General features: G+C 70.3%; 21 protein-coding genes and 1 tRNA gene. 10 read left to right on the top strand and 12 right to left on the bottom strand.

The window, feature by feature from the left end; translation table 11 throughout:
- Entirely contained in the window at positions 1 to 1,050 is a 1,050-nt protein-coding gene (locus tag ACX9TP_RS17665; protein WP_482980897.1) for a hypothetical protein, read from the top strand.
- Between the two features lie 121 nt (positions 1,051 to 1,171).
- Positions 1,172 to 2,020, top strand: a complete 849-nt coding sequence (locus tag ACX9TP_RS17660; RefSeq protein WP_482980896.1) for a hypothetical protein — start codon at positions 1,172 to 1,174, stop codon at positions 2,018 to 2,020.
- A 74-nt stretch (positions 2,021 to 2,094) separates the two neighbouring features.
- Here ACX9TP_RS17660 and fdxA read toward each other — a convergent pair whose 3' ends face one another.
- From fdxA to ACX9TP_RS17640, 4 genes are all read right to left on the bottom strand, one after another.
- Positions 2,095 to 2,430 carry a ferredoxin FdxA gene (gene fdxA, locus ACX9TP_RS17655; protein ID WP_482980895.1) on the bottom strand — a complete coding sequence of 112 codons (336 nt, stop codon included), beginning with the start codon at positions 2,428 to 2,430 and terminating at the stop codon, positions 2,095 to 2,097.
- Positions 2,431 to 2,538: 108 nt separating this feature from the next.
- The gene (gene asd / locus ACX9TP_RS17650; RefSeq protein ID WP_482980894.1) at positions 2,539 to 3,627 is read right to left on the bottom strand and encodes an aspartate-semialdehyde dehydrogenase; all 1,089 of its coding nucleotides are present in this window, start codon (positions 3,625 to 3,627) and stop codon (positions 2,539 to 2,541) included.
- 75 nt (positions 3,628 to 3,702) lie between these two features.
- Positions 3,703 to 4,056 carry a rhodanese-like domain-containing protein gene (locus ACX9TP_RS17645; RefSeq protein ID WP_482982190.1) on the bottom strand — a complete coding sequence of 118 codons (354 nt, stop codon included), beginning with the start codon at positions 4,054 to 4,056 and terminating at the stop codon, positions 3,703 to 3,705.
- 138 nt (positions 4,057 to 4,194) lie between these two features.
- The gene (locus ACX9TP_RS17640) at positions 4,195 to 5,346 is read right to left on the bottom strand and encodes an acyl-CoA dehydrogenase family protein (RefSeq protein WP_482980893.1); all 1,152 of its coding nucleotides are present in this window, start codon (positions 5,344 to 5,346) and stop codon (positions 4,195 to 4,197) included.
- Between the two features lie 155 nt (positions 5,347 to 5,501).
- Here ACX9TP_RS17640 and ACX9TP_RS17635 point away from each other — a divergent pair.
- Positions 5,502 to 5,573, top strand: a tRNA-Cys gene (locus ACX9TP_RS17635).
- Between the two features lie 115 nt (positions 5,574 to 5,688).
- Here ACX9TP_RS17635 and ACX9TP_RS17630 read toward each other — a convergent pair.
- Positions 5,689 to 7,341, bottom strand: a complete 1,653-nt coding sequence (locus ACX9TP_RS17630; RefSeq protein WP_482980892.1) for a right-handed parallel beta-helix repeat-containing protein — start codon at positions 7,339 to 7,341, stop codon at positions 5,689 to 5,691.
- A 153-nt stretch (positions 7,342 to 7,494) separates the two neighbouring features.
- Between ACX9TP_RS17630 and ACX9TP_RS17625 the strand changes: the two genes are divergently transcribed.
- From ACX9TP_RS17625 to ACX9TP_RS17615, 3 genes are all read left to right on the top strand, one after another.
- Positions 7,495 to 9,327: a SpoIID/LytB domain-containing protein gene (locus ACX9TP_RS17625; RefSeq protein ID WP_482980891.1), complete on the top strand. Its 1,833-nt coding sequence runs from the start codon at positions 7,495 to 7,497 to the stop codon at positions 9,325 to 9,327.
- 120 nt (positions 9,328 to 9,447) lie between these two features.
- A complete protein-coding gene (locus ACX9TP_RS17620; RefSeq protein WP_482980890.1) occupies positions 9,448 to 10,689 on the top strand; it encodes a TonB family protein in 1,242 nt (413 codons plus the stop codon).
- Between the two features lie 52 nt (positions 10,690 to 10,741).
- Entirely contained in the window at positions 10,742 to 11,653 is a 912-nt protein-coding gene (locus ACX9TP_RS17615; RefSeq protein ID WP_482980889.1) for a cation diffusion facilitator family transporter, read from the top strand.
- Positions 11,654 to 11,677: 24 nt separating this feature from the next.
- Here ACX9TP_RS17615 and ACX9TP_RS17610 read toward each other — a convergent pair whose 3' ends face one another.
- The 5 genes from ACX9TP_RS17610 to gcvT all read right to left on the bottom strand — a co-directional run bounded on the left by ACX9TP_RS17610 (position 11,678) and on the right by gcvT (position 18,279).
- On the bottom strand, positions 11,678 to 12,055 hold the full coding sequence (locus ACX9TP_RS17610) for a response regulator (RefSeq protein ID WP_482980888.1): 378 nt from the start codon (positions 12,053 to 12,055) through the stop codon (positions 11,678 to 11,680).
- Positions 12,052 to 13,566, bottom strand: a complete 1,515-nt coding sequence (locus ACX9TP_RS17605) for an ATPase domain-containing protein (protein WP_482980887.1) — start codon at positions 13,564 to 13,566, stop codon at positions 12,052 to 12,054. Before ACX9TP_RS17605 ends, ACX9TP_RS17610 begins: the two co-directional genes overlap by 4 nt.
- A 223-nt stretch (positions 13,567 to 13,789) precedes the next feature.
- A complete protein-coding gene (gcvP, locus tag ACX9TP_RS17600) occupies positions 13,790 to 16,696 on the bottom strand; it encodes an aminomethyl-transferring glycine dehydrogenase (protein ID WP_482980886.1) in 2,907 nt (968 codons plus the stop codon).
- A gap of 79 nt (positions 16,697 to 16,775) precedes the next feature.
- On the bottom strand, positions 16,776 to 17,165 hold the full coding sequence (gene gcvH, locus ACX9TP_RS17595; protein ID WP_482980885.1) for a glycine cleavage system protein GcvH: 390 nt from the start codon (positions 17,163 to 17,165) through the stop codon (positions 16,776 to 16,778).
- A gap of 31 nt (positions 17,166 to 17,196) precedes the next feature.
- A complete protein-coding gene (gene gcvT, locus ACX9TP_RS17590; protein ID WP_482980884.1) occupies positions 17,197 to 18,279 on the bottom strand; it encodes a glycine cleavage system aminomethyltransferase GcvT in 1,083 nt (360 codons plus the stop codon).
- 95 nt (positions 18,280 to 18,374) lie between these two features.
- Between gcvT and metF the strand changes: the two genes are divergently transcribed.
- Together metF and ACX9TP_RS17580 are read left to right on the top strand one after the other, a co-directional pair.
- On the top strand, positions 18,375 to 19,247 hold the full coding sequence (gene metF, locus ACX9TP_RS17585; RefSeq protein WP_482980883.1) for a methylenetetrahydrofolate reductase [NAD(P)H]: 873 nt from the start codon (positions 18,375 to 18,377) through the stop codon (positions 19,245 to 19,247).
- On the top strand, positions 19,244 to 19,666 hold the full coding sequence (locus ACX9TP_RS17580; protein ID WP_482980882.1) for a hypothetical protein: 423 nt from the start codon (positions 19,244 to 19,246) through the stop codon (positions 19,664 to 19,666). The genes metF and ACX9TP_RS17580 overlap by 4 nt, the downstream gene beginning before the upstream one ends.
- 42 nt (positions 19,667 to 19,708) lie before the next feature.
- Here the strand turns inward: ACX9TP_RS17580 and ACX9TP_RS17575 are convergent, their stop codons facing one another.
- A complete protein-coding gene (locus ACX9TP_RS17575; RefSeq protein ID WP_482980881.1) occupies positions 19,709 to 20,653 on the bottom strand; it encodes an ADP-ribosylglycohydrolase family protein in 945 nt (314 codons plus the stop codon).
- Positions 20,654 to 20,821: 168 nt separating this feature from the next.
- Here ACX9TP_RS17575 and ACX9TP_RS17570 point away from each other — a divergent pair, with 168 nt between their 5' ends.
- Both ACX9TP_RS17570 and ACX9TP_RS17565 read left to right on the top strand, forming a co-directional pair.
- On the top strand, positions 20,822 to 21,085 hold the full coding sequence (locus tag ACX9TP_RS17570) for a hypothetical protein (RefSeq protein ID WP_482980880.1): 264 nt from the start codon (positions 20,822 to 20,824) through the stop codon (positions 21,083 to 21,085).
- 158 nt (positions 21,086 to 21,243) lie between these two features.
- The gene (locus tag ACX9TP_RS17565) at positions 21,244 to 21,552 is read left to right on the top strand and encodes a hypothetical protein (protein WP_482980879.1); all 309 of its coding nucleotides are present in this window, start codon (positions 21,244 to 21,246) and stop codon (positions 21,550 to 21,552) included.
- Between the two features lie 51 nt (positions 21,553 to 21,603).
- Here ACX9TP_RS17565 and ACX9TP_RS17560 read toward each other — a convergent pair whose 3' ends face one another.
- Positions 21,604 to 23,016, bottom strand: a complete 1,413-nt coding sequence (locus tag ACX9TP_RS17560; RefSeq protein ID WP_482980878.1) for an IS4 family transposase — start codon at positions 23,014 to 23,016, stop codon at positions 21,604 to 21,606.
- Positions 23,017 to 23,143 lie beyond the last annotated feature (127 nt).

Raw genomic sequence — 23,143 nt, 5'->3', positions numbered from 1 at the left:
ATGCGTTACGCCCCACTGCTCACACTCGCCCTGGGCCTGCTGGCCCTGCCCGCCGCCGCCCAGCCGGAGTTCTTCTTCGGCAACGGTCAGGACCCCGTCTTCCGCGAGGAGGACATGGACAAGCGCTTCGCCAAGACGCGCCTGAACCAGGCGCTGCGCCAGGGCACCCAGGACGCCAACTGCGCGCAGCTGGTGGGCGCGATGTTCACCCTGCTCGGTGAGACGGGGGCGCTGTTCCACAAGCGCGATGAGAACTTCATGCTGGAGCCGGTGCTGGTGCAGGCGCTGAGCACCCAGCTCGTCAGCCAGCGCTTCCCCGGCAACGCCTTCTTCGTCGCCATGGTGCGGCGGGTGCTCATCGACAAGAAGCTGCCCGCCGAGTGGCTCGTCACGGCGCAGGCGCTGGCGCCGTACTACCCCGCCATCGACCTGGCCAAGCTGCGCTTCCTGTCGGACGGCGTGAAGCCGCTGGACAGCTTCCTGCTCACCCTGCCCGTGCTGCGCGAGCGCTACAACGAGGACGTGGTGCGCGCCACCTCCGTGGCCGCCACCACCGCCGAGGCGCTCTTCCGCGAGAACTACCTGGACCACGAGCTGGCCTTCGCCGGGCTGGAAGTCGTCGACGTGAAGCTGGAGAAGCCCAAGAAGAAGCGCCTCAAGAAGGGCGAGGAGCCGGAGAAGCCCTACATGCTGGCCCGCCTCGTCTGGGTGGAGCCCGAGACTCCCTCCGAGGCGCAGTACGAGTTCCAGTTCGGCAAGCCGCGCAAGCGCGTGAAGGTGGACATCACCGCGAAGCTCGCCGAGTCGCAGTACGTGGACCTCAACAAGCTCCTGCGCGGGACGAAGGTCCTGCTGCGCGGCCGCTTCTGGGAGTACAAGAAGGGCCTCACCTCCATCGAGATGCGCGACGCGCTCGTGTTCCCGGAGCGAGACTGGACGAAGGTGAGCGGGCTGGTGGACCCGATGGCGCTGGAGTCCTGTCCCCTCGCCGTCAATGACCTGACGGGCCTCGCGCCCCTGCAGCCCGGCGCCTTCGGCAACCGCCGCTAGGCGGCCGTCCCCCGCCCGGACGCCCGTCCGCCGCCTCGCACGCTCCCGGGAGTCCTCCCCGGGGCGTGGCTCCTGGCACGTCCCCTGCTCTCTCCCTCGCGCCACCCACGCGAGGGATGCCATGAAGGTCGACGCTCCAGAGTCCCCACCCGACGCCCCGAAGCAGTCGCCCGACGGCGAGCGCTTCAAGAAGGCCCTCCAGGAAGCGGAGGCGCGCCGGGGCCCGGACGCACGTCCACCGCCCAGGTCCGGCCGGGCGCCCGCGAGTGAAGCCGCGCCGCCACCCCGGCCCCGCCCCGGCATTGCCTCCGCCAGGGGACCCGGCCTGACTGGAGAGCGTGCGCTCGCGCCCGTCCAGGCGCGAGCGTCGGGGCCCGTCCTCGCCACCTCGCGTGGGGCGCTCGCCAGCGCGGAGAACCTCGGGCGGACGCGGCAGACGATGCACGCCGAGGCCTGGCGGCTGGGCACGGTGCGAGGCGAGGCCAGCACCCAGGTGCAGGAGCGCACCGAGCACCGGCTCACCGAGCTCATCGCGCGCGAGCTGTCACGGGACTCGCGGCCGGCCGCGGCGCCCGTCCCCGAAGCGCGGCCGGCCGCCAGCCCCCCCGCCACCGACACGGGCCGCGACGCGGCGGATGCGCCCACGCACGAGCCCCGCGTCACCGGCGCCGGAGCGACGGGGAGCGGCGGTGCCTCCAGCGCCGAAGCCGCGAGCCCGGCCACACGCGCGGAGGCGGCCCTGGAGCTCATCGAGCGCATCGAGCTCTTCGTGAAGTCCCAGCGTCCGGCGCTAAGCCTGAGCCTGCGCGGGGCCCTGGACGCCACGGTGGAGGTGGAGCGCACGGGCCCTCGCGAGGTGGCCCTGCGCATCCAGGGCCGGAAGGGGCCACTTCCCACCGAGGACCTGACACGCCTGCGGGACGCGCTGGAGGCGCGCGGGCTCCGGCTGCGCTCACTGCGCGCGGAATGACGGGGCCCGCAACGGCGAAGGCCCTCACGCCAGGGGGCGGGAGGGCCTTCCAGGGACACGCCGTGACGGTGGGCCTACTTGCCGGCCTTCGCCTCGAGCAGGCCGCGCTTGTCCTGCTTGTCCTTGAAGTCCTCGGCCTCGGGCAGAGGCTCCTTCTTCTCGGCGATGTTCGGCCACTTCGCGGAGAAGTCAGCGTTCAGCGGCTTGTACTCCTTCCACTTCTCGGGCAGCTCCGTCTCCGGGAAGATGGCCTTGGTGGGGCACACGGGCTCGCAAGCGCCGCAGTCGATGCACTCGTCCGGGTGGATGACCAGGAAGTTGGCACCTTCGTAGAAACAGTTGACCGGGCACACCTCGACACAGTCGGTGTACTTGCACTTGATGCAAGGCTCGGCGACGACATAGGCCATGAGAGTTCTCCTCTAGAAGAATCTAGCGCGTCCGTGGGCGCGCACAGTAGTGGTTCAGAATGGCGATGGCACCCTGAATCTGTGGCGCGGCGGCGCCGGATTCCGGAGTCAACCCAGCAACCCCTGGGCCCGCAGCTGCTCGGCCACGAGGATGGCCCCGCGCGCGGCCCCCATCTTGGTGTTGTGGGAGACGAGCACGTACTTGAAGCCGTTCTCCAGCACGCCGTCCTCGCGCACGCGGCCCACCGTGGTGGCCATGCCGCCGTGGGTGTCCCTGTCCAACCGGGGCTGCGGGCGGAAGGGGTCATCCAGCACTTCAATCCACCGCGGGGGAGCGGACGGCAGGCCGCGAGCCACCTCGGCCCCCTTCCACTCGCGCATCGCCTGCACCACCTCGGCGACGGTGGCCTTCGCTCCCAGCGACACGAAGACGGACTCCGTGTGTCCCTCCATGACGGCCACGCGGGTGCACGTGCAGGACACCCGGATGTCATGCGGCGTGAGCGCCGCGCCGTCGGCCTTCAGGGCCCCGAGGATCTTCTTCGTCTCCACCTCCACCTTGTGCTCCTCCTTGGGGATGTAGGGGATGACGTTGTCGAGGATGTCCAGGCCGATGACGCCCGGCGAGCGGCCGGCGCCGGACATGGCCTGCAGGCTGGTCATCAGCACCGCCTTCACGCCGAAGCGCTCGGCCAGCGGCGCCAGCGTCACGGCGAGGCCGGTGGTGGTGCAGTTGGGAATCGGAACGATGTAGCCCTTCCAGCCGCGCCGCTTCTGCTGCTCCCGCACGAGCGGGGCATGCGCGGCGTTGACGGGGGGAATGAGGAGCGGGACGTCGTCCTCGTAGCGGAAGGCGCTGGCGGCGGAGAAGACGGGGATGTCCTTCGCCAGCCGCGGCTCCAGCTCGCGCGCGACGTCCGCCTCCACGGCGGAGAAGACCAGGTCGTAGTCCTTCGCCTGGAGCGAGTCGCCGCTCACCACGGGCATGCGGGCCACGTCGGGGGACAGCGGCTCGGGGACGAACCATGCCGTCATGCCGTTGGCCGTCTTCAGGGCCTCCCCGTAGGCTTTGCCGGCCGAGCGAGGCGACGCGGCGAGGCCGGTCAGCTCGATGAACGGGTGGTCCTTCAGGGCCGCGATGAACTGCTGTCCGGCGAGCCCAGTGGCGCCGATGAGCGCCGCGCGAAGCCTGGCCATGGGGGCGTGTCTCCAGTGGAGGGTGAAGTCGGCCGCTCCATACACCCTTTGACGACGCGCTGCATCCGCCCCGCTTCAGCGATGCAGGGCGACCTGGGGTGCGGAGGCATGACGCTCGGTGGGATAGCCCTCCGTCACCCAGGCGCCGAGTCCCCCTTCGAGGCACACGGCCTCGCGCCCGCGCATGCGGAGCAGGCGGCAGATGCGGCGCGTGTCCCGTCCGTCCGGAGCGCAGCCGCACAGGACGATGAGCTCATCATCCGGGAGCATGTGGAGGTCGCGGGCGATTTCCGTGGGCGTCATCCTCAACGCGCCTGGGATGTGCAGCGCATAGCGTTCCCAATCCGACGAGTCACGACAGTCGATGACGAGTACTTCGTCGTCACCCAGACGCATGTACAGCTCGGCACAGACGATGGTGGGCTCCACGAAGACCTCCGCGGGGTCTTCTCCGGGAACCCGGAGCTCCAAAGGCCTCTTCCGCCCCGCTCGCCCGTCTGCCGCACCCGGCCGGCGGCGCGGGTTTGCCGCACCGCGCCGCCCACCGTGGGCGCAACACGCCTACAGTCAGAGCCCGAGCTGCTTGGCGATGATTTCGTTCATCACCTCGCTGGTGCCGCCGCCGATGGGGCCCAGGCGCGCGTCGCGCCAGTGGCGCTGGATGTCGTACTCCATCATGTAGCCCGCGCCGCCGTGGAGTTGGAGGCACTCGTCCGCCACGCGGCAGGCCATCTCGGTGGCGACCTTCTTCGCCATGGACGTCTGGGCGACGGCCCACTCGCCGGCCACGTGCAGGCGCAGCGCGTGGTAGGTCAGCTGGCGCGCGCACTCGCGCGCGGTGAACAGGTCCGCCAGCTTGTGGCGCACCACCTGGAACTGGTTGAGCGCCTGGCCGAAGGCGCGGCGCGACTTCACGTGCTCCAGCGCCTTCTCCAGCATGTCGTCCGCGGCGCCCAGCGCGCCCAGCGCCAGCGACAGGCGCTCCCACTGGAAGTTGCCCATGATTTGCGAGAAGCCCTGCCCCTCCACGCCGAGCAGGTTCTCCGCGGGCACGCGGCAGTCCTCGAGGAACAGCTCCGCGGTGTCCGAGGCGCGCCAGCCCACCTTCTTCAGCTTGCGGCCCACGCTGAAGCCCGGCGTGCCCTTCTCCACCACCACCATGGACAGGCCCTTGTGGCCCGCGGCCGGGTCCGTCTTCACGGCCAGCACCACGAAGTCCGCGCGCACGCCGTTGGTGATGTACGTCTTGGAGCCGTTGAGGACCCAGGCGTCACCGTCGCGCCGCGCGGTGGTGCGCAGGCCCGCCACGTCCGAGCCGGCGTCGGGCTCGGTGATGCCCAGCGCGCCAATCTTCTCCCCGCGGATGGCGGGAGTGAGCCAGCGGCGCTTCTGCGCGTCCGTGCCGAACAGGTGGATGGGGCCGGTGGAGATGGTGAACTGCGCCGCCAGCCCGGCGGACACGCCCCCGGAGCCGCAGCGGCCCAGCTCCTCCAGGAGCACCGCCTCGTAGAGCTCTCCGGCCGCCGAGCCCCCGTACTCCACCGGGTACTTCAGCCCGAGGAACCCCAGCTCGCCAAACCGCGTGAAGAGCTCCCGGGGAAACTCCTCCCGCTCCTCCCACTCGGTGGCGAACGGAAGCAGCTCCTTGTCCACCACCGCCCGTACCGTGCGGCGGAACGCGTCATGCTCTTCCAGGAACAGCCCGTGGCCATGCAGCATCTCGGAAACACCTCTCTCTCGGGAGCCTGCGCGCACCCGGGGTGGAACCTGCCCGGTTGCTCGCGTCATCGTAGCGGGACGCATTGCGTCCAGGCTGCTGTTGCATCCTTGACCGGCCGGTGGCCAGCTGCGTATAAAGCCGACCCCATCCTCTCGGCGCCATAGCCAAGTGGTAAGGCAAAGGTCTGCAAAACCTTCATTCCCCGGTTCGAATCCGGGTGGCGCCTCAAAGACAAAAGGCCCGATGCGGAAGTCGCTTCCGCATCGGGCCTTGTCATTTCCAGCGCTGAAGTCCGCGGCCGGCGGCCCGGCCCCCGCGCAGGCGAGCCGGGCGGGCCGCCGTCAGCAGCCCATTTCCACCGCGCCGATGTCCGGGCTCGCGCCGCAGAAGGGCAGGCCCACGTCGGCGCCGCGGTCCACCGCCGCAACGCCCGGGGCGAAGGCTTCGCCCAGGTCCGGCGAGCCCGCGGAGGAGGTCGTGTCGCCGGAAGCGGCCTTGAACTGCTCCAGCCCCTGGAGCGCGCCGTTCTGCTTGAACTGCGCGCCGGCCGGGAAGAGGTTGGCCCCCATCTTCATGCCCGGAGCCTGACCGCCGAGGTCCACCGCGAGGGGCGCGGTGTCCACGATGTTGTTCTGCACCACCGGGGCCTGCGTGGGCCCGCCGGTGCCGTGGCCGATGATGAGCGCCGTGGACACGCGCGCAATCGTGTTGTTGACCACCACCGTGCCGCTGGAGTTCTCCAGGCGGATGCCGGTGCCCTCGCCGCCGCCGACGTTGGAGATGTCGTGCACGCGGTTGCGCCGCACGATGATGCCGGTGGGCACGGGGCCCTCGTGGTTGCCGCCCACGGAGATGCCCTTGGCGGAGTCGTAGATTTCGTTGTCCTCCACCGTCACGTTGCGCGCGGAGTAGTGCACCACCACCACGTCACCCTTCGCCGTGGACGACGGGCGGAACTGGTGCATGCGGTTGTTGCGGATGACGACGTTGTGGCACGTCTTGATGTCCACCGCGTTCTCCCGGTTGGCGTAGAAGTGGTTGTTCTCCACCACCAGGCCATCCGCGGGCGGCAGCGAGCTGAAGCCCTCCGGCCCCAGGCACTGCACGGAGTCACCCGAGTTGTCGTGGATGTCGTTGTTGCGCACGGTGACGTCGTGCGACGTCGGCTGCACCACCACGCCGTGCGAGTCCTTGTTGCCGGTGGTCCGCACGAAGTCGTGGATGTGGTTGTTCTCGATGGTGACACCGGTGGCGTTGCCGTACGTCGTCACGCCGGCTCCGCCGCCGCCATGGTGCAGCTCCGAGTTGGCCAGCACCGAGCCCTGCACGTCGCCCTCGAAGGCGACCGCGAAGAAGGGCTGTCCCTGGACGTCCACGTCGAAGCCGTCGATGACCCAGTGGGGACGGCGCACCTGCACGAGCGCACCGCCGCCGTTGCCGGGGACGATGCGCGGGCGGCCCTCGCCCTGGAGCGTAATCTTCGCCTCCGCGGTGCCCGCCTTGGCGTTGTCCCCGAGGATGATGCGCTCGTTGTAGGTGCCCGCGAGCACGCGGACGACCTCGCCGGGGTTGGCCTGGGCAATGGCCTTGGAGATGGTGCGCAGGGGCTGCGCGGCGCTGCCGTCGCCGGCGTCGTTGCCGGACGGGCTCACCACCCACTCACGGGAGAACGTGGGCGTCGCCGCGGGCATCAGCGCCGAGGCCGAGACGCCCGGCTGGGGGCCCGGCCCGGCGATGTTCGCATGGTCCGGGTGCTCGGGCAGGGACTCCACCGGCGTGTTGGGCACCGGCTGCACGCCCAGGGGCGGCACCGTGCCGGGAGTCGCGGGGGCGGCGGGAGCCGGGGCGCCGGGCGCCGTGGGGGCGGGAGCCGCCGGCGCGGGCGCGGACGGAGCGCCGGGGAGCTCGGGAAGGGGGAACAGCCCGCCCTCGGCGTGGGCAGTCGCGCCGAGCATGAGCAGGCTCGCGGCCAGGGCGGCCGTCGGGGTCTTCATCCGCTTCAAGCAGTTGCCTCGTCGAATTCGCATGAGCAGGCCCAACGCAAGAGCCGGTGCGTTGTATTCACCCCAGGTGGAGGCAATCCAGGCGCCCCGGCGGGCGTCCGGCCGTGACAGCCCACGGGGGCCGCGGCTACGGTGGCGCCCTCCGTGCGACTCGCCGTCCCGCTGCTCCTTTCAGCCCTCCTGCTCTCTGCGTGCGCGGCCCCGAAGCCCGCGCCCGGCCGCGTTCCCTCCCCCGCGGGCGGGCAGGCGGGCGCTCCTCCCGACGCAGGCACGGCATCCGGGGACGCCCGCCCGCCCCACCCGGCGGCCCCCGAGGACTCCGACGGAGGCGCGGAGGCCCGCCCTCCCCTCGCCGGAGCCTCCGATGGCGGCGCCAACGCGGGCCCGGGCCTGCTGGAAGACCCGCTGGCGCAGGGGCTGCCCGGACCGGGGGACCTCAAGCGGCTCGATTTCCGCGGCGGCGAGCCGCGCATCCCCATCCGGCTGATGGAGGGCCGGCGCGAGGTGACGTTCTCCTCGCGGGGCCGCATGCGGCTGCGCTTCGGCGGGCCCGACGACAAGGTGCTGGACGCGGCGGCCGGCACGCGCTGGTCGGTGCGCGTGACGCAGGGGGAGCCGGCGGTGCTCACCGCGCGCGTGCAGCTGGGCGAATACCGCATCGCCGACCGCGAGGGGCTGAGCGCGGCGCAGGAGGAGTGGCGCGCGCGCGGCATCGAGGTGCGCGCGCACGTGCTGGGCGCGGTGTACGGCATCGCCGGGAAGGTCATTGACAACCGGCGCTACCTGCTGCTGGTGGACGAGGCGCTCCCACCCGACGCCGCGAGTCGCAAGCAGGCCTGGCTGCTGCGCGAGTACGGCGTGCGCACGACGCTCTTCGAGGAGGTGCGCACGCCGCCGAGCGCCATCCTCGAGCTGCGGGACGAGTCCGGCGTGGTGGTGGGGCTGGCGCAGGACAGGCTGGACGCGGAGACGCCGGATGGCGCGGGCTTCGACGTGCGGCAGGTGGAGTACGGCGTGGGCTACGACTTCCACGGCTTCGAGGACCGCACCTTCCGGGGTGCCCTCCAGCTGGTGGTGGACCGCTCCGGCAGGCTGGCGGTGGTGAACGTGGTGCCCCTGGAGGACCTCCTGAAGGGGCTGGTGCCGTCCGAAATCTTCGCGCGCGCCCACCCCGAGGCGCTCAAGGCGCAGGCCGTCACCGCCCGGGGCGAGCTGTTGGCCAAGGTGGGCATCAAGCACCTGGCGGACCCGTACCTCCTCTGCTCGGAGCAGCACTGCGCGGTGTACCGGGGGCGCACCGGCGAGGTGGCCAGCACCACCGCCGCCGTGGAGGCCACCCGGGGCGAGGGCCTCTTCAGCCATGACGGGCGGCTGGTGGACTCCGTCTACAGCGCGGTGTGCGGCGGCCACACCGAGGACAACGACGTGGTGTGGGGCGGCCCGCCGGACCCCAGCCTGCGCGGGCGCCCGGACGTGCTGCCCTCGGCGGGCCGCTCCCCGCTGCCGGCGCACCTGGAGGCGTGGCTCGCGGCCACCGACGTGCCGGCCGCCTGCCGGCTGTCCAGCTTCGCGCAGCCCAGCAAGTTCCGGTGGGAGAAGCGCTTCACGGCCGACCAGGTGAACGCCCTCACCCGCCACCTGGGCGTCGGCCGGGTGCAGGCCCTGGCCCTCTCCGAGCGCGGGGTGTCCGGCCGGGCCCGGGTGCTGACGCTGTCCGGAGAGCAGGGGGCCACGCAGATTCGGGGGGAACTCAACATCCGCCGACTCTTCGGCATGCTCAACAGCAGCATGGCGGTGGTGGACGCCGAGCGGAATGCCGAGGGCCAGATTACCGGCTGGCTTTTCCGTGGCGGCGGGTGGGGGCACGGGGTAGGGATGTGCCAGACAGGCGCCATCGGCCGGGCGGAGGCCGGGCAGCGCTACCAGGACATCCTCCGTCACTACTTCAACGGCGCCGAGGTGGCCCCCATCTATTGAGACCGGAGGGGGCAGCTCATGCGTACCAGTGCACGTCTCGCGAATCTCCTCCCCTGCCCGCCTGTTCTGCCGCGAACGGGACGGGACTAAGCCGCCGGCCCGGAGGTTTATCATCGCGCCGTGAGCACGGGTCCTTCACCTACAGACTGGCGCCGCCGAAGGCGGCAGGGCTCCCCGTGGCGCGTCATCGCCGCGGTGGTGCTCGCCCTGCTGCTGCACGGCGTCTACCTGGGGGCCGTGTTGCTCACCGGCAGCCTCGCGCCCTCGCGGGACAAGCGGCCCGCGAAGCCCACCTCCGTGGCCGTCCGCCCGCTCACCGCCGACCAGTGGGCGAAGAACCGGGGGCCAGTGGACCCGCGCTCGAAGTCGCAGGTGTCCGAGCGTCCCCGCGTCAAGGACCGGAAGGAAGAGGAGAAGAAGCCCGAGGACAAGCCCAAGGGCCAGGTGGTGGACGTCGCGCCGGGCAATGACCAGGTGGACCCGAACGCGAAGTACCTCGCCGAGAGCGACAACAAGGTGGACAAGGAGACGCGCGCCCGGGAGCAGACGCCCTTCTACCGCAACGCCATGCCGCAGCGCACGGCGCCGCAGACCCAGGAGGGCACGGACGCGCGCCAGGAGCAGGCGCCGCGCATCGCCGGCAACAACGGCCTGGGCAACGACGAGAAGCCCCTGTCCGAGGCGAAGCAGAGGTCCGCCCTCGAGCTCCCCGACGCGCGCCGCAAGAACGAGGTGGCCGTGAAGACGGACCCCAACACGCGGGGGCCGGGCGTCTCGGTGAACAACCAGAACGAGAGCGACGAGATGGTGGGCAACTCCAAGCGCCTGAAAATCCAGCCGGGCGTGGGAGGCGAGGAGGCGGGCTCGGCCGGACGCGCGGGCGCGCCGGGCATGGCCGCGCTGCAGCCCTCGCGCGCCGTCATGGACAAGGTGCTGGGCGCCGCCCCCAATGACCACCTGGACGACGCGGACGAGGGCGACGCCACCATGCTCAACACGCGTGAGTGGAAGTACGCCAGCTTCTTCAACCGCGTGAAGCAGAGCGTGGGCATGCACTGGAACCCCAACGAGCAGCTGCGCCGGAGAGACCCCACCGGCTCCACCTACTCGGGGAAGGACCGGTACACGCTCCTGACGATTACGCTCGACGAGAAGGGCCAGCTCAAGGACGTCCAGGTGGACAAGAGCAGCGGCCTGGACTTCCTGGACCTGGAGGCCGTGTCCTCCTTCAAGCGCGCGCAGCCCTTCCCCAACCCGCCGCCGGGCCTCTTGAGCCAGGACGCGGAGGTGAAGTTCCAGTTCGGCTTCTTCATGGAGATGGGCGGCGGCCCGCGCATGCGGCTGTTCCGCGGGCCGAACTGAGGCCGCACGAGTTGCTCGCGGCGGGGCGGGCTTCCCACTACCCTGCCGCGCCGTGGAAACGCCCGTCACCGACCGCAGCCTCGCCCTGCAGCAGCGCAACCGGAAGATCCGCCGCGTCCTGCTGGCGATTCTGGGGGCCAACTGGGTGGTGGCCGCCGCCAAGCTCGGCTTCGGCATGCTCAGCCAGTCCGCGTCGGTGACGGCGGACGGGCTGCACTCCTTCATCGACGGCGGCTCCAACGTGCTGGGCCTCGTGGCCATGGGCGTCGCGTCGCGCCCGGCGGACGAGGACCACCCCTACGGGCACGGCAAGTTCGAGGCGCTCGCGTCGCTGGGCATCGGCGCCATGATTGGCATCGGCATGCTGGAGCTGGGGCGCATGGCGCTCGACTCGCTCCTGCACGACAAGCACCCGCGGGTGACGGCGACGATGGCGGGCGTCATGGCCTTCACCCTCGTGGTCAACATGGTGGTGACGCGGGTGGAGCGGCACTACGGGCACAAGTACAAGAGCTCGCTGCTGCTGGCGGACGCGAGCCACACGATGTCCGACGTCTACGTCACCCTCTCCGTCCTCGCCTCCCTGTTGCTGGTGTGGCTGGGCTTCCCGCGCGCGGACGGGCTGATTGCCCTGGGCGTCATGCTCTTCGTGGCGTGGGTGGCGTACGGCATCGTCCGGCACTCGGTGGGCATCCTCTCCGACACCGCGCGCCTGGACCCGGTGGACGTGGCGCGGCGGACCCTGGAGGTGACGGGCGTGCGCTCCTGCCGCAACGTGCGCAGCCGCGGCATGGAGGAGAGCGTCTACGTGGACCTCAAAATCGAGGTGGACCCGCTCCTGTCCACCGCACAGGCCCACGAGGTGGCGGACCAGGTGGAGACGCTGCTCCAGGAGGCCTACCCGCAGGTGGTGGACGTGGTCGTCCATGTCGAGCCCTCGAGCGCCACGCCGTCCCGCGCGTAGCGCTCGCACCGCCCCCGGGAAGGCTCACCCTCCCCGGCTTCGTGCCCCGCCCTGCTCGAGCGCGGCGGAGACGAGGTCGAGCAGCGTCTCCAGCCTGAAGGGCTTGGCGAGGAAGCCCGCCACGCCGTGTCCCTGGAGCACGGAGCGCGACGCGGAGGTCATCACCACCACCGGGACGTGTTGAATCGTCGCGTCCAGGGCCTTGGCCGTGAGGAAGGCGGTGCCGTCCATCAGCGGCATCATCATGTCCAGGAGCACGAGGTCCGGGCTCTTCTCCGCCAGCAGCCGCAGCGCGTCCTGGCCGTTGCGGGCGGACAGGGCCTCGTAGCCCTCGTCCTCCAGGACCTCGCACAGGGTGGCCGCGAGGATGTCTTCGTCCTCCACGACGAGGATGCGGCTCATCGCGGCTTCCTCCCCCGGACGCCACGGGAGGCCTTCTTCCCCGCCGGCGGGCGGCGCGGCTTGCGAGGCGGGTCGGGCTCCCGCGGCTCGGGCAGGGCGCCCGGCTCCCGCACCTCCACGCCCCGCGAGGAGATGACCAGCTCGCGCAGGCGCGGGTCATTGTCGCTGTCGCGCATCTTCAGCACGGAGATGCGCCGGTGCAGGCACGCGTCCACCTCGAACAGGCGCAGGAACAGGATGTTGTCGCAGAGCGCTTCCACGCCGCGCATGGGCGAGTGCAGCTCGGGCCCGAACAGCTCGTCGGGGTGCTGGGTCATCAGCACGGTGACCTCCCTGTCGCGCAGCGAATTGAGGAGCGCGGCGATGAAACGCGGCGCGCGCTCCGGGTCCATGGACTCGCGGGCGAAGGGCTCCAGGCCGTCCAGGAAGATGCGCCGGTAGTGGTGCGCATCCACCAGCTCGAGGAGCTCCTGCGCCATGGCGTCCGGCAGCGTCTCCACCGGCGCGCGCGTCTCCAGGCGCAGGGTGCCGGACTCCACCAGGGCCCGCAGCGGGAGGCCCACCGTGTCCGCCTTGCGCATCAACTGCCCGCCGCGCTCCGAGAAGCCGAAGTACAGGCCCGGCTCACCCTGCCTCGCGCCCTCCACCAGGAAGTGCAGCCCCAAGAGCGTCTTGCCGCAGCCCGGGCTGCCCATCACCAGCGTGGACGACAGCGTGACGAGCCCTCCGCCGCACATGGCATCCAGCCCGGCGATGCCCCACCGCGAGCGCACGTCCGGGTCGGCGACCTTCTCGGAGTTCTTCGGGTTGAGCGCCTCGTAGCGCGGGAAGACGGACATCCCGTGCTCGTTGAGGATGTACGTGTGCCGGCCCGGCAGGTTGTTGCTGCCCCGGAACTTCACCACCTCCAGGGCCCGGGCGGCCTTCAGCCCCACCCGCTCCGTGCCGAGGGCGAGGATGCCGTCCGCCATGACGTACTCGACGTCTGTCCCCTTCCCCTCCTCGGAGCTGAGGAGGAAGGTGGTGCAGCCCATGAGGCCGGCCCGCGACGACAGGGCCTGGAGGAACTCGCGCAGCGCCACGTGCGCGCGGATGTGCTCGCGCACCACGGAGAACCCGTCGATGACGAGCAGCCGCGCGCCCTTGTCCCGCAGCACCTGGGTGAGCAGCTCCAGCAGGCCCTGCGCGCCCCGCGTCCTCAGTGCGTCCACGCCGCTGAGGTAGTGGACGCGCGTGCCCACCATCCCCGCGTCGAAGAACGCCAGCGAGCGCAGGTGGAGCACCATCCGCCCATGCGTCTCGGTGAGCATCGTCACGTAGACGGCGGGCTCACCCTTCTCCGCCAGCTGGAAGCACATCTGGTTGGCGAGCGTCGTCTTCCCCGTGCCCGGCGGCCCGGTGAGGATGTAGAGCCCTCCACGCAGCCAGCCTCCGTCGAGGATCTGGTCCAGATAGGGGGTGCTGCTCGAAAGCCGGGTGTCCTCCGTTGGCTCGGGAGGGTTGCGGTCCACACGTTGCTCCTTCGTCCACCCACATTGTCGCCCAACTGACGATGAGCATTCGCCCAGGCATCCTCCGGGTGCCGCCCGTCACCCGGGCGTGAGGACGGCGCGCTGGCGGGCCGGCCGTGAAGCAGGCGGGCCAGCGGCACATAGCCGGTGCCGGAAAAGACGAGGGCCGCCTCCCCGCGAGGGGAGACGGCCCGGGTGCTTCAGCGTCGCCGTGGGGGCAGGGTCAGGCCACCGCGGCCTTCGGGTCCGCCGTCATGTAGTCCTCGATGGGCGGGCACGAGCACACCAGCTTGCGGTCGCCGAGCACGTTGTTCAGGCGGCCCACGGACGGCCAGAACTTGTTCTCACGCACCCAGGCCACGGGGAAGACGGCCAGCTCGCGCGAGTAGGGACGGTTCCACTCCGGAGCGGTGAGGACGCGCGCGGTGTGGGGGGCGTTCTTCAGGACGTTGTTGTCCTTCGGCATGCGCCCCTCCTCGATGTCGCGAATCTCCTGGCGGATGTGAATCATCGCGTCGCAGAAGCGGTCCAGCTCCGCCTTGGACTCGCTCTCCGTCGGCTCAATCATCAGCGTGCCCGCCACCGGGAAGGAGACGGTGGGCGCGTGGAAGCCGTAGTCCATGAGGCGCTTGGCCACGTCCTCCACCTCGATGCCCGACGTCTTCTTGAGCTGGCGCAGGTCGACGATGCACTCGTGCGCCACCTTGCCGCGCTTGCCGCGGTACAGCACCGGGTAGTGCGGCTGGAGCCGCTCGGCGATGTAGTTGGCGTTGAGGATGGCCAGCTTGGTGGCCTGGGTGAGGCCCTCGCCGCCCATCATGGTGGCGTACATCCACGAGATGAGCAGGATGCTGGCGCTGCCCCACGGCGCGGCGGAGATGGCGCCGATGGCCTCCGAGCCGCCCGTCTGGATGACGGGGTGGCCGGGGAGGAACTTCACCAGGTGGCTCGCCACGCAGATGGGGCCCATGCCCGGGCCGCCACCGCCGTGGGGGATGCAGAACGTCTTGTGCAGGTTGATGTGGCACACGTCCGCGCCGACGAGGCCCGGGGCGGTGAGCCCCACCTGGGCGTTGAGGTTGGCGCCGTCCATGTACACCTGGCCGCCGCGCTCGTGGACGATGGAGCAGATCTCCTTGATGTCCTCCTCGAACACGCCGTGGGTGGACGGGTACGTCACCATCAGCGCCGCGAGCTTGTCCTTGTGCTCGTCCGCCCTGGCGCGCAGGTCCGCCAGGTCGATGTTGCCGTCCTCGTCGCACTTCGTGACGACGACCTTGTAGCCCGCCATCACCGCGGAGGCCGGGTTGGTGCCGTGCGCGGACGAAGGAATGAGGCACACGTCGCGGTGCCCCTGGCCGCGGCTCTGGTGATAGGCGCGGATGACCAGCAGGCCCGCGTACTCACCCTGGCTGCCGGCGTTGGGCTGCAGCGAGCACCCGGCGAAGCCCGTCACCTGCGTGAGCATGTGCTCCAGTTGCTCGAAGATGACCTTGTAGCCGGCCGCCTGCGAGGTGGGGGCGAACGGGTGCAGCTTGCCGAACTGCGGCCACGTCACCGGAATCATCTCCGCGGTGGCGTTGAGCTTCATGGTGCAGCTGCCCAGCGGAATCATCGAGTGCGTGAGGGACAGGTCCTTCGCCTCGAGCCGCCGGATGTAGCGCAGCATCTCCGTCTCGGAGTGGTAGCTGTTGAAGACCGAGTGCGTGAGGTACTCGCTGGTGCGGCGCAGGGCCGGCTCCACCGGCGTCTCCACGCTGCCGCCCAGCTCCTCCAGCGACGGGGCGGTCGCCTTGCCCGTGCCGGTGGCGAAGGCCGCGAGGATGGACTCCACGTCCGCGGGCCGCGTCGTCTCGTCGAGCGACACGCCCAGCGTCTTCTCGTCGATGCGGCGGAAGTTCATCCGCGCCGCCTCGGAGGCGGCGAGCACCGCGCGCACGTGCGCCGACGTCAGCTCCACGCGCAGCGTGTCGAAGTACTGCTCGTGCTTCAGCTTGAGGCCCAGCTTCGTCAGGCCCCGCGCCAGCACCACGGTGAGGCCGTGCACGCGCTCGGCGATGGCCTTCAGCCCCTTGGGCCCGTGGTAGACGGCGTACATGCTGGCGATGACGGCCAGCAGCACCTGCGCGGTGCAGATGTTGCTCGTGGCCTTCTCGCGGCGGATGTGCTGCTCGCGCGTCTGCAGCGCCATGCGCAGCGCGCGGCGGCCCTGCGCGTCCTCGGACACGCCGATGATGCGGCCCGGCATGACCCGGGTGTACGCGTTCTTCGTGGCGAAGTAGCCCGCGTGCGGACCGCCGTAGCCCATGGGGACGCCGAAGCGCTGGGCGCTGCCCACCGCCACGTCCGCGCCGAACTCGCCCGGAGGCGTCAGCAGCGTGAGGCTCAAGAGGTCCGCGGCGACGACGAGCAGGCCGCCCGCCGCGTGCACCTTGTCCGCGAAGGCGCGGTAGTCGTGCACCACGCCGTCGGTGGCCGGGTACTGCACCAGCGCGCCCACGAACTTCTTCGAGCCCAGGTCCACCGTGCGGTGGTCGCCGACGACAATCTCCACGTTCAGCGGCTCGGCGCGGGTGCGCACCACGTCCACCGTCTGCGGGTGGCAGCCGTCGGACACGAAGAAGGCGACGCCCTGCCCGTCCCCCTTCTGGTGCACGGCCAGCGCCATGGCCTCGGCGGCGGCGGTGCCCTCGTCGAGCAGCGAGGCGTTGGCCACCTCCAGGCCCGTCAGGTCCATGATGAGCGTCTGGAAGTTGAGCAGCGCCTCCAGCCGGCCCTGGGCAATCTCCGCCTGGTACGGCGTGTACTGCGTGTACCAGCCCGGGTTCTGGAAGATGTTGCGCAGGATGACGTTCGGGGTGTGGGTGTCGCTGTAGCCCATCCCGATGTACGAGCGGAACACCTGGTTCTTCGCGGCAATCGCCTCCAGCTGCGCGAGCAGCTCGTGCTCACCGCGCGGGGGCGCGAGCTTGAGCGGCTCCTTGGAGCGGATGGCCGGGGGCACGGCCTGCTCGATGAACGCATCCAGCGAGGTGACGCCCAGCGCGGACAACATCTGCTTCAGCTCATGCTCGTCCGGTCCGTTGTGACGGCCGGCGAACGACTCCTGGTACTTCCAATTCAAGGACATGGCAGTCGGGCTCGCGTGCGAGTCGTGAGTCGAAAAAATCGAGGACCGTCACTAACAGCGGGAGGGCGGCGTGTCCGGACTACGCGCTCTTGAGCAGGTTGCCGTACGCGGTGGCGTCCATGAGCGCGTCCACCTGCTTGGGGTCCGACAGCTCGACCTCGACAATCCAGCCCGCCCCGTAGGGGTCCGTGTTCACGGTGGAGGGGTTGTCCGCCAGGGCGTCGTTCACCTTCACCACCGTGCCCGTCACCGGCGAGTACAGCTCCGACACCGCCTTGGTGGACTCGATGACGCCGAACTGCTTGCCCTCGGTGACGGTGCCGCCCACCTTCGGCAGCTCCACGTACACCACGTCACCCAGCGACTCCTGGGCATGCGCGGTGACACCCACCACCACCACCTTGCCCTGGACGCGGGCCCACTCGTGGTCCTTGGTGTACTTCAGGTCGCCGGGAATCGTATCGGCCATGTCGTTGCTCCTCAAACGGGGCTAAAAGGTTTCAGGGCTTCTTGTAGAACGGCGTCTTGACCACCACGGCGGGCACGGCGCGGCCGCGGATGTCCACGTCGAAGGTGGAGCCCTCCGCGGACAGCTCGGTGGGCACGTAGCCGATGCCGATGGGCTTCTTCACGGACGGACCCATGGTGCCGCTCGTCACCTCGCCCACCGGCTTGCCGTCCTTGAGGATGGCGTAGCCGTGGCGGGGGATGCCGCTGCCCGTGACTTCGAAGCCCACCAGCTTGCGCTTCACGCCTGCGGCCTTCTGCGCCACCAGCGCGTCCTTGCCGATGAACGTGGGCTTGTCGAGCTTCACAATCCAGCCGAGGCCCGCCTCGAGCGCGGTGTGCTTGTCGTCGATGTCGTTGCCGTAGAGCGCGTACTTCATCTCCGTGCGCAGGCTGTCGCGCGCGCCCAGGCCGCACGGCTTGACGCCGTCCTGCTGGCCTTCGGTGAGCAGCGCGTCCCAGAGCTTCACCGCGTCATCCGGCGCGCAGTACAGCTCGAAGCCGTCCTCACCGGTGTAGCCGGTGCGGGAGATGACGCTCTTCACGCCCGCCACCTCGCCCTCGGCGAAGCGGTAGGTGCCAATCTTGGAGGTGTCCGTCTTCGTCAGGCGCTGGACCAGGCCGGCGGCCTTGGGGCCCTGCACGGCGATCTGCGCGAAGTCGTCCCCGCGGTCCACGGGCTTCACGCCCCTGGCGTGCTCCTTCATCCAGGCGAAGTCCTTCTCGCGGTTGCTGGAGTTGACGCAGATGAAGATGCTCTCGGGGCTGAAGCGGTAGACGACGATGTCGTCGACGAAGGTGCCCTTCTCGTCGAGCAGGCCCGCGTAGACGGCCTGGCCGTCGGAGATGCGGGCGAGGTCGTTGGAGATGAGCGCGTTGACCGTCTCCAGCGCGCCGGGGCCGGAGAACTCCACCTCGCCCATGTGGGAGACGTCGAACAGGCCGACGGCGGTGCGCACGGCTTCATGCTCGCCGATGACGGACGAGTACTGGACCGGCATGTCCCAACCCACGAAGTCGACCATCCGAGCCCCCAACTTGCGGTGGGCCTCGTTGAGGGGCGTACGCCGGGCCATCAATCTCTCCTGGAGGGGTGTGGAAAACGGCGCGGACTATAGCCGCGAGACTTCGCCAATCAAGGCCGACGGGGAACGTCTACACTGGGGGCGACATGAAGATTCGTAATCGGTTGAATCCATCCAACCCCTGCTTCTCCTTCGAGTTCTTCCCGCCGAAGACGGACGAGGGCGTGGCCAACCTCCTCAAGGCGCTCGAGGACCTGGCCCCCCTGCAGCCCGGCTTCGTGTCCGTCACCTACGGGGCGGGCGGGAGCACGCGGGACAGGACGGTGGAGCTCGTCACCCGCATCAAGAAGGAGACGGGCATCGAGGCCATGGCGCACCTGACGTGCGTGGGCCACACGCGGGACGAATTGCGCGAGCTGCTCAAGCGGCTGGCGGAGGCGAAGCTGGACAACGTGCTGGTGCTGCGCGGAGACCCGCCGCAGGGCGAGAAGACCTTCGTGCCCGCCGCGGGCGGGTTCCAGTACGCGTCGGAGCTGGTGCGATTCATCCGAGAAGAGGATTTCAACTTCTGCCTCGGAGGGGCGTGTTATCCGGAGGGCCACGTCGAGACGGGTTCCCGCGACGACGACCTGCGTCATCTGAAGGAGAAGGTCGACGCGGGGCTGGACTTCGTGGTGACGCAGCTCTTCTTCGACAACGCCTTCTTCTTCGACTTCGTGGAGCGGGCACGGCGCGCGGGCATCAACGTCCCCATCGTCCCCGGCATCATGCCGATAACGAACTACGAGCAGCTCCAGCGCTTCACGCGGATGTGCGGAGCCACCGTGCCCATGCGGCTGGCGCTGCAGCTGGAGCGGGTGAAGGACCAGCCGGACGCGCTGGTGCAGCTCGGCGTGGCGCACGCGACGGTGCAGTGCATGGAGCTGCTCTCGCGCGGCGTGCCCGGCATCCACTTCTACACGCTCAACAAGTCCCCGGCGACGCGGATGATTGTGAGCGCTCTGCGAGCCCGTTCATGAGTGGCCCTGGAATCCAGCTTCCCCCCAATGACCCGCGCCTCAGGGTCCTGAACATCGTCCGGCCGCCGGCGTTCTTCCTGCTGTGCGTGGGCGCGCTGAACATCATCTACAACCTCGCGGGCTTCGTGCTGGCCGCGCTGAAGGTGACGTCGCCGTTCGTCCCCGAGGGGGCCACGCCCACCACGCTGGAGCTGTCTCCGACGCTGGTGCTCATGCTCCTGGTGGGCCTGCTCTGCGGCGTGCTGTCCGCGTGGGGCGCGCTGAACGCGCTGAACCTCAAGGGCTACGGGCTGGCCACGGTGGGCGGCATCACCGCGCTGTACATCCTGTCCCCCGGCTGCGTCGTCGGCGTGCCGGTGGCCATCTGGATGTTGTTCACCCTGCGCCGCGACGGCGTGCGCGAAGCCTTCCAGGCCTGAGCCGCCGCGGCGGCCTCCACGAGCCCCGTCCGGGGATGAGGCTCATCCCCGGACGGGGGCGAGCAGCTTGTCCAGCAGGGGCTTCAGGAGCTCCTGCCCGCGCAGCGCCGCCCGCCACCGCTCCGGAATCCCCTGCAGGCCGTGGATGAGCCCGGCGATTCCGCCCGCCACCGCCGCCGTGGTGTCCGTGTCGTGCCCCAGCCGGATTGCCGCCTTCACCACGCCCTCGTAGTCGCGCCCCGCCGCCACGCACTGCCGCGCCGAGCGCAGGCAGTCCACCACGTACCCGGTGCCGTTGCCCGGCGCGTCCTCCGCGTCCGGCCGCGCGATGTACGTGTCCAGCTCCGTGCGCGCCTCGAAGCCCTCCGGGTACAGCTCACGGAAGGTGGCCAGCGCGTCCGCCCACGGCTCGCTGGCGCCTTCCAGGATGCGGCGGGCCCACAGGCAGTACACCGCGCAGCACGCCTGCGAGCGCATGTGCCCGTGCGTCACCCGCGACTGCGCCATCGCATCCGAGGCGAGCTTCGCGTCATCGCCCCGGTGCCAGAGCGCCATCGGCAGCACGCGCATCAGCGAGCCGTTGCCGTTGTCCCGCTCCCCCTTCGGCCCGGACATCAGCGCGGGCGTTCCGGCGCGGAAGTGCGCCAGCGCCGCGCTCGTCTGGATGCCCACGTCGAACACCTTGCCGTCCACGGCGAGGTAGCCCCACTCGTACCAGTTCACCAGCCGCCGCCCGAGGTCCTCCAGGTCCAGGTGGCCGCGGTACAGCAGCGAGTCCAGCAGGCACAGCGCATGCGCCCCGTCATCGGACCAGGTGCCCGGCGGCACGCCGTCGTGCGCGCGCTGGAAGCCTGTGGGCGGCTCGAAGTCGATGGCCTCTGCGGGGGGAAGCTGCCGCGGCGAATGGAACTCGTAGGGCACCCCGAGCGCGTCGCCAATCAACAGCCCGTACACCCCACCGGTGATTCGCTCCTCGCGCGTCGGCATGACGGCTCCCTCCCCTTCCCCGCTGTCGGGGGCTCGGGTCCGAAACCTAGCAGCGTGCCCCTCGAATATCCGAGCCGCCCGGCCCCGGGTGTCGGTTTCCCGCGTGCGGAGGGGAGAAGTCTCGCGCGGAGCAGGCCCGTGGCATGCGAGATGAAGCAAGATGGGCCCATGCGAACCCTCATGCTCCTCGCAATCTCCGTGGGACTGCTGGCCGGCTGTGGTGATTCCCAGCCCCGCGACAGCGGCAACCTCCCCGCCGGGGCCGTCTGTCAGTCCAGTTCCCAGTGTGCGGTTGACTTCGCGTGCGTGGGCTGCACGAACGAAGACGCGCGCTGCATCGCCGGTTGCGAGAGCGACGAGGACTGCTCCGAGGGACACTGCGAGAAGCAGCAGTGCATCACCTGTCCCTGCCCGGGTCTCTGTGAGCAGTAGCGGCCTCCCCGCGTCCTGAAGCGGACGCAGCGGCACTGCCCCTGCGTCACGCGCGGTGTCCACGCGCGGAGGCAGGCCCGAACCCGAGAGCGATACCCGCCCCCCGCGGGCCTGCCCACCGTTGCGCGGACCCGCATGGGGTCGGGAGGCGCACCGCCATGACGACGAAGACTCTCCGGGGGGCCGCGCTCGTGGGCGCCCTGGTGTCGCTCTCACTCGGAGCCGGTGGTTGCACGAAGGGGCGGGCCCAGGAGGCGGGCAGCACGGGCGACACCACGGCCAGCGCGGGGCAGGACTCCGACACGGGGGAAAAGCGAAGGAGCAGCTCGCGCACGGTCAGTCTTCCCAGCGCGCATCGCTCCGGCACGCATGGCTCGGGCGCCGGTGGCACCATCATGGGCGGTGGCTCGGCGACGGGTGGCAGCTCGTACACGGGCGGAGACAGCAAGGGCGGCGGTGTCGAGTGAGCCGTGCCCGCCCGGGCGACCCAGGCCCATGGAAGGAATGTTCCTTAGGATTCAACAGAACTCTGGAGCGGCCCGAGCAGCCAGCCATCCCTCTAGAGCCGTGGTGAGCCTGTCCTGGCCGCGCGCGAGCGTCTGCCACCCGGGGCGTCCGTTGTGTTTGAGGTGGCCGCCCAGCCCGCCCAGGGCGAGGAGTGCCTCACCGCAGGTGGGTTTGGGGCCGAGGTGCACGCGCACCGAGAGATGGCGCAGCAACGCGAGCTCGTCGGGGCTGAAGAGGTCCGTAGCGAGAGTGGTGGGGGACTGGTGCGCCAAGGTTCTGAGGGCCAGCAGGCGCCAGGCCAGCGGAAGCAGGAGTGCGAGGGCGTTGAGCAGCGCGTGCAAACTCATCAACTGACGCTTCTCCAAGGCACAGCCTGTCTTGAGGGCCTTGAAGAGTTCCTCCACACTCCAGCGTGCCCGGTAGCAATCCACCACGTGCGCGACAGCCTCCGGGGTGTCCACCGGCAGCGTCGTCAGCAGTACCCAGCGCACCGGTTGCTGGCCCTCGGCAGGCCGCGGCTCCACCACCTCCACCGCATTGAGAGTCAGGGTGGAGGGCACGTCCGCATCGCGTTGGGAGTACTCGCTGGCGTGCAGGACCAACCCGCTTCGGGCACGCACCTCAAGGTGCGCGGTGCGCGCCTGCCGTGCGGGCTGCTTTTTGGCGGGCGCGCCCCCATTGCGGCCCTTCCACCGGGCCTTGACCGCCCCGAGCGACACCTCTCGGGTGAGCAGTGTCGGTGCGGTTTCGAGTGCGGCGTGTAGGTGGCGGGCCGGGTCCGTCTCAGAGCCCAGTGCGTCCACCAGCCGGTTGAAGCGAGTGCGGATGACGAAGGCGCAGTCATGCTGGGTCAGCTCGTAGAAGAGACGGAAGCTGTCGGCCTCCTGGTCCATGACGTGCACCACCTGGGGCACGCCGGCCTGGGTGCACCGCTGCTGCACGGTGTGCGCCAGCGTCTGCCACATCTGCGACTCACGCTCTGCCTGCGGGCGTGCCTGGCTCTCCTTCTTCTGCTGCGCAGTGGTGCGCTTGGGGCGCACAGGACGCACGTGGGGGTGCAGTCCGACAACGCCCAACGGGTGCGCCAGCACGTGCTCAGGCGACGGTAGACTGCAGGCGAGCGCCAGGTGGGCCTCGAAGCCGGATTCGCCTCGGTTGAGCGTCCCCACCCCCTCGCGCACGCCCGCCTCACTGCCCACAAACCGCACGTTGGTGGTGTCGTGAGCGACGACCACGGGGCGGCCCTGCGCTGCCGCGGCCTGGCAGCGCGCAAGACTCTGCGCGATATGGGGCGCCAGCACGTCCGCCCACTCCACCTTCTTATTGCTCAGCAAGCGGTAGCACCCCTCCAGCTCCGCCGCGCCTCGGCAGGCTTCCGGAAAGCTAGTGCCGGGCGCAGGCGCGAGCCGCTCGGCAATGGCCACCAGTCTCTGGGTGCGACGGGTGTCCCCCAACTGCGCTGACTCATACTCCTCTGGAAGCGGAGGCAGCCGGGCTGAAGAACAGGCAGGCACACCGGCCGCAGCAGGCTTCTTGCGCAAGAGCATCTAT

It is taken from the genome of Pyxidicoccus sp. M15 (assembly GCF_056858435.1).
The sequence above is the reverse complement of the archived record's forward strand: the minus strand, read 5'-3'. Positions and strand labels throughout refer to the sequence as shown.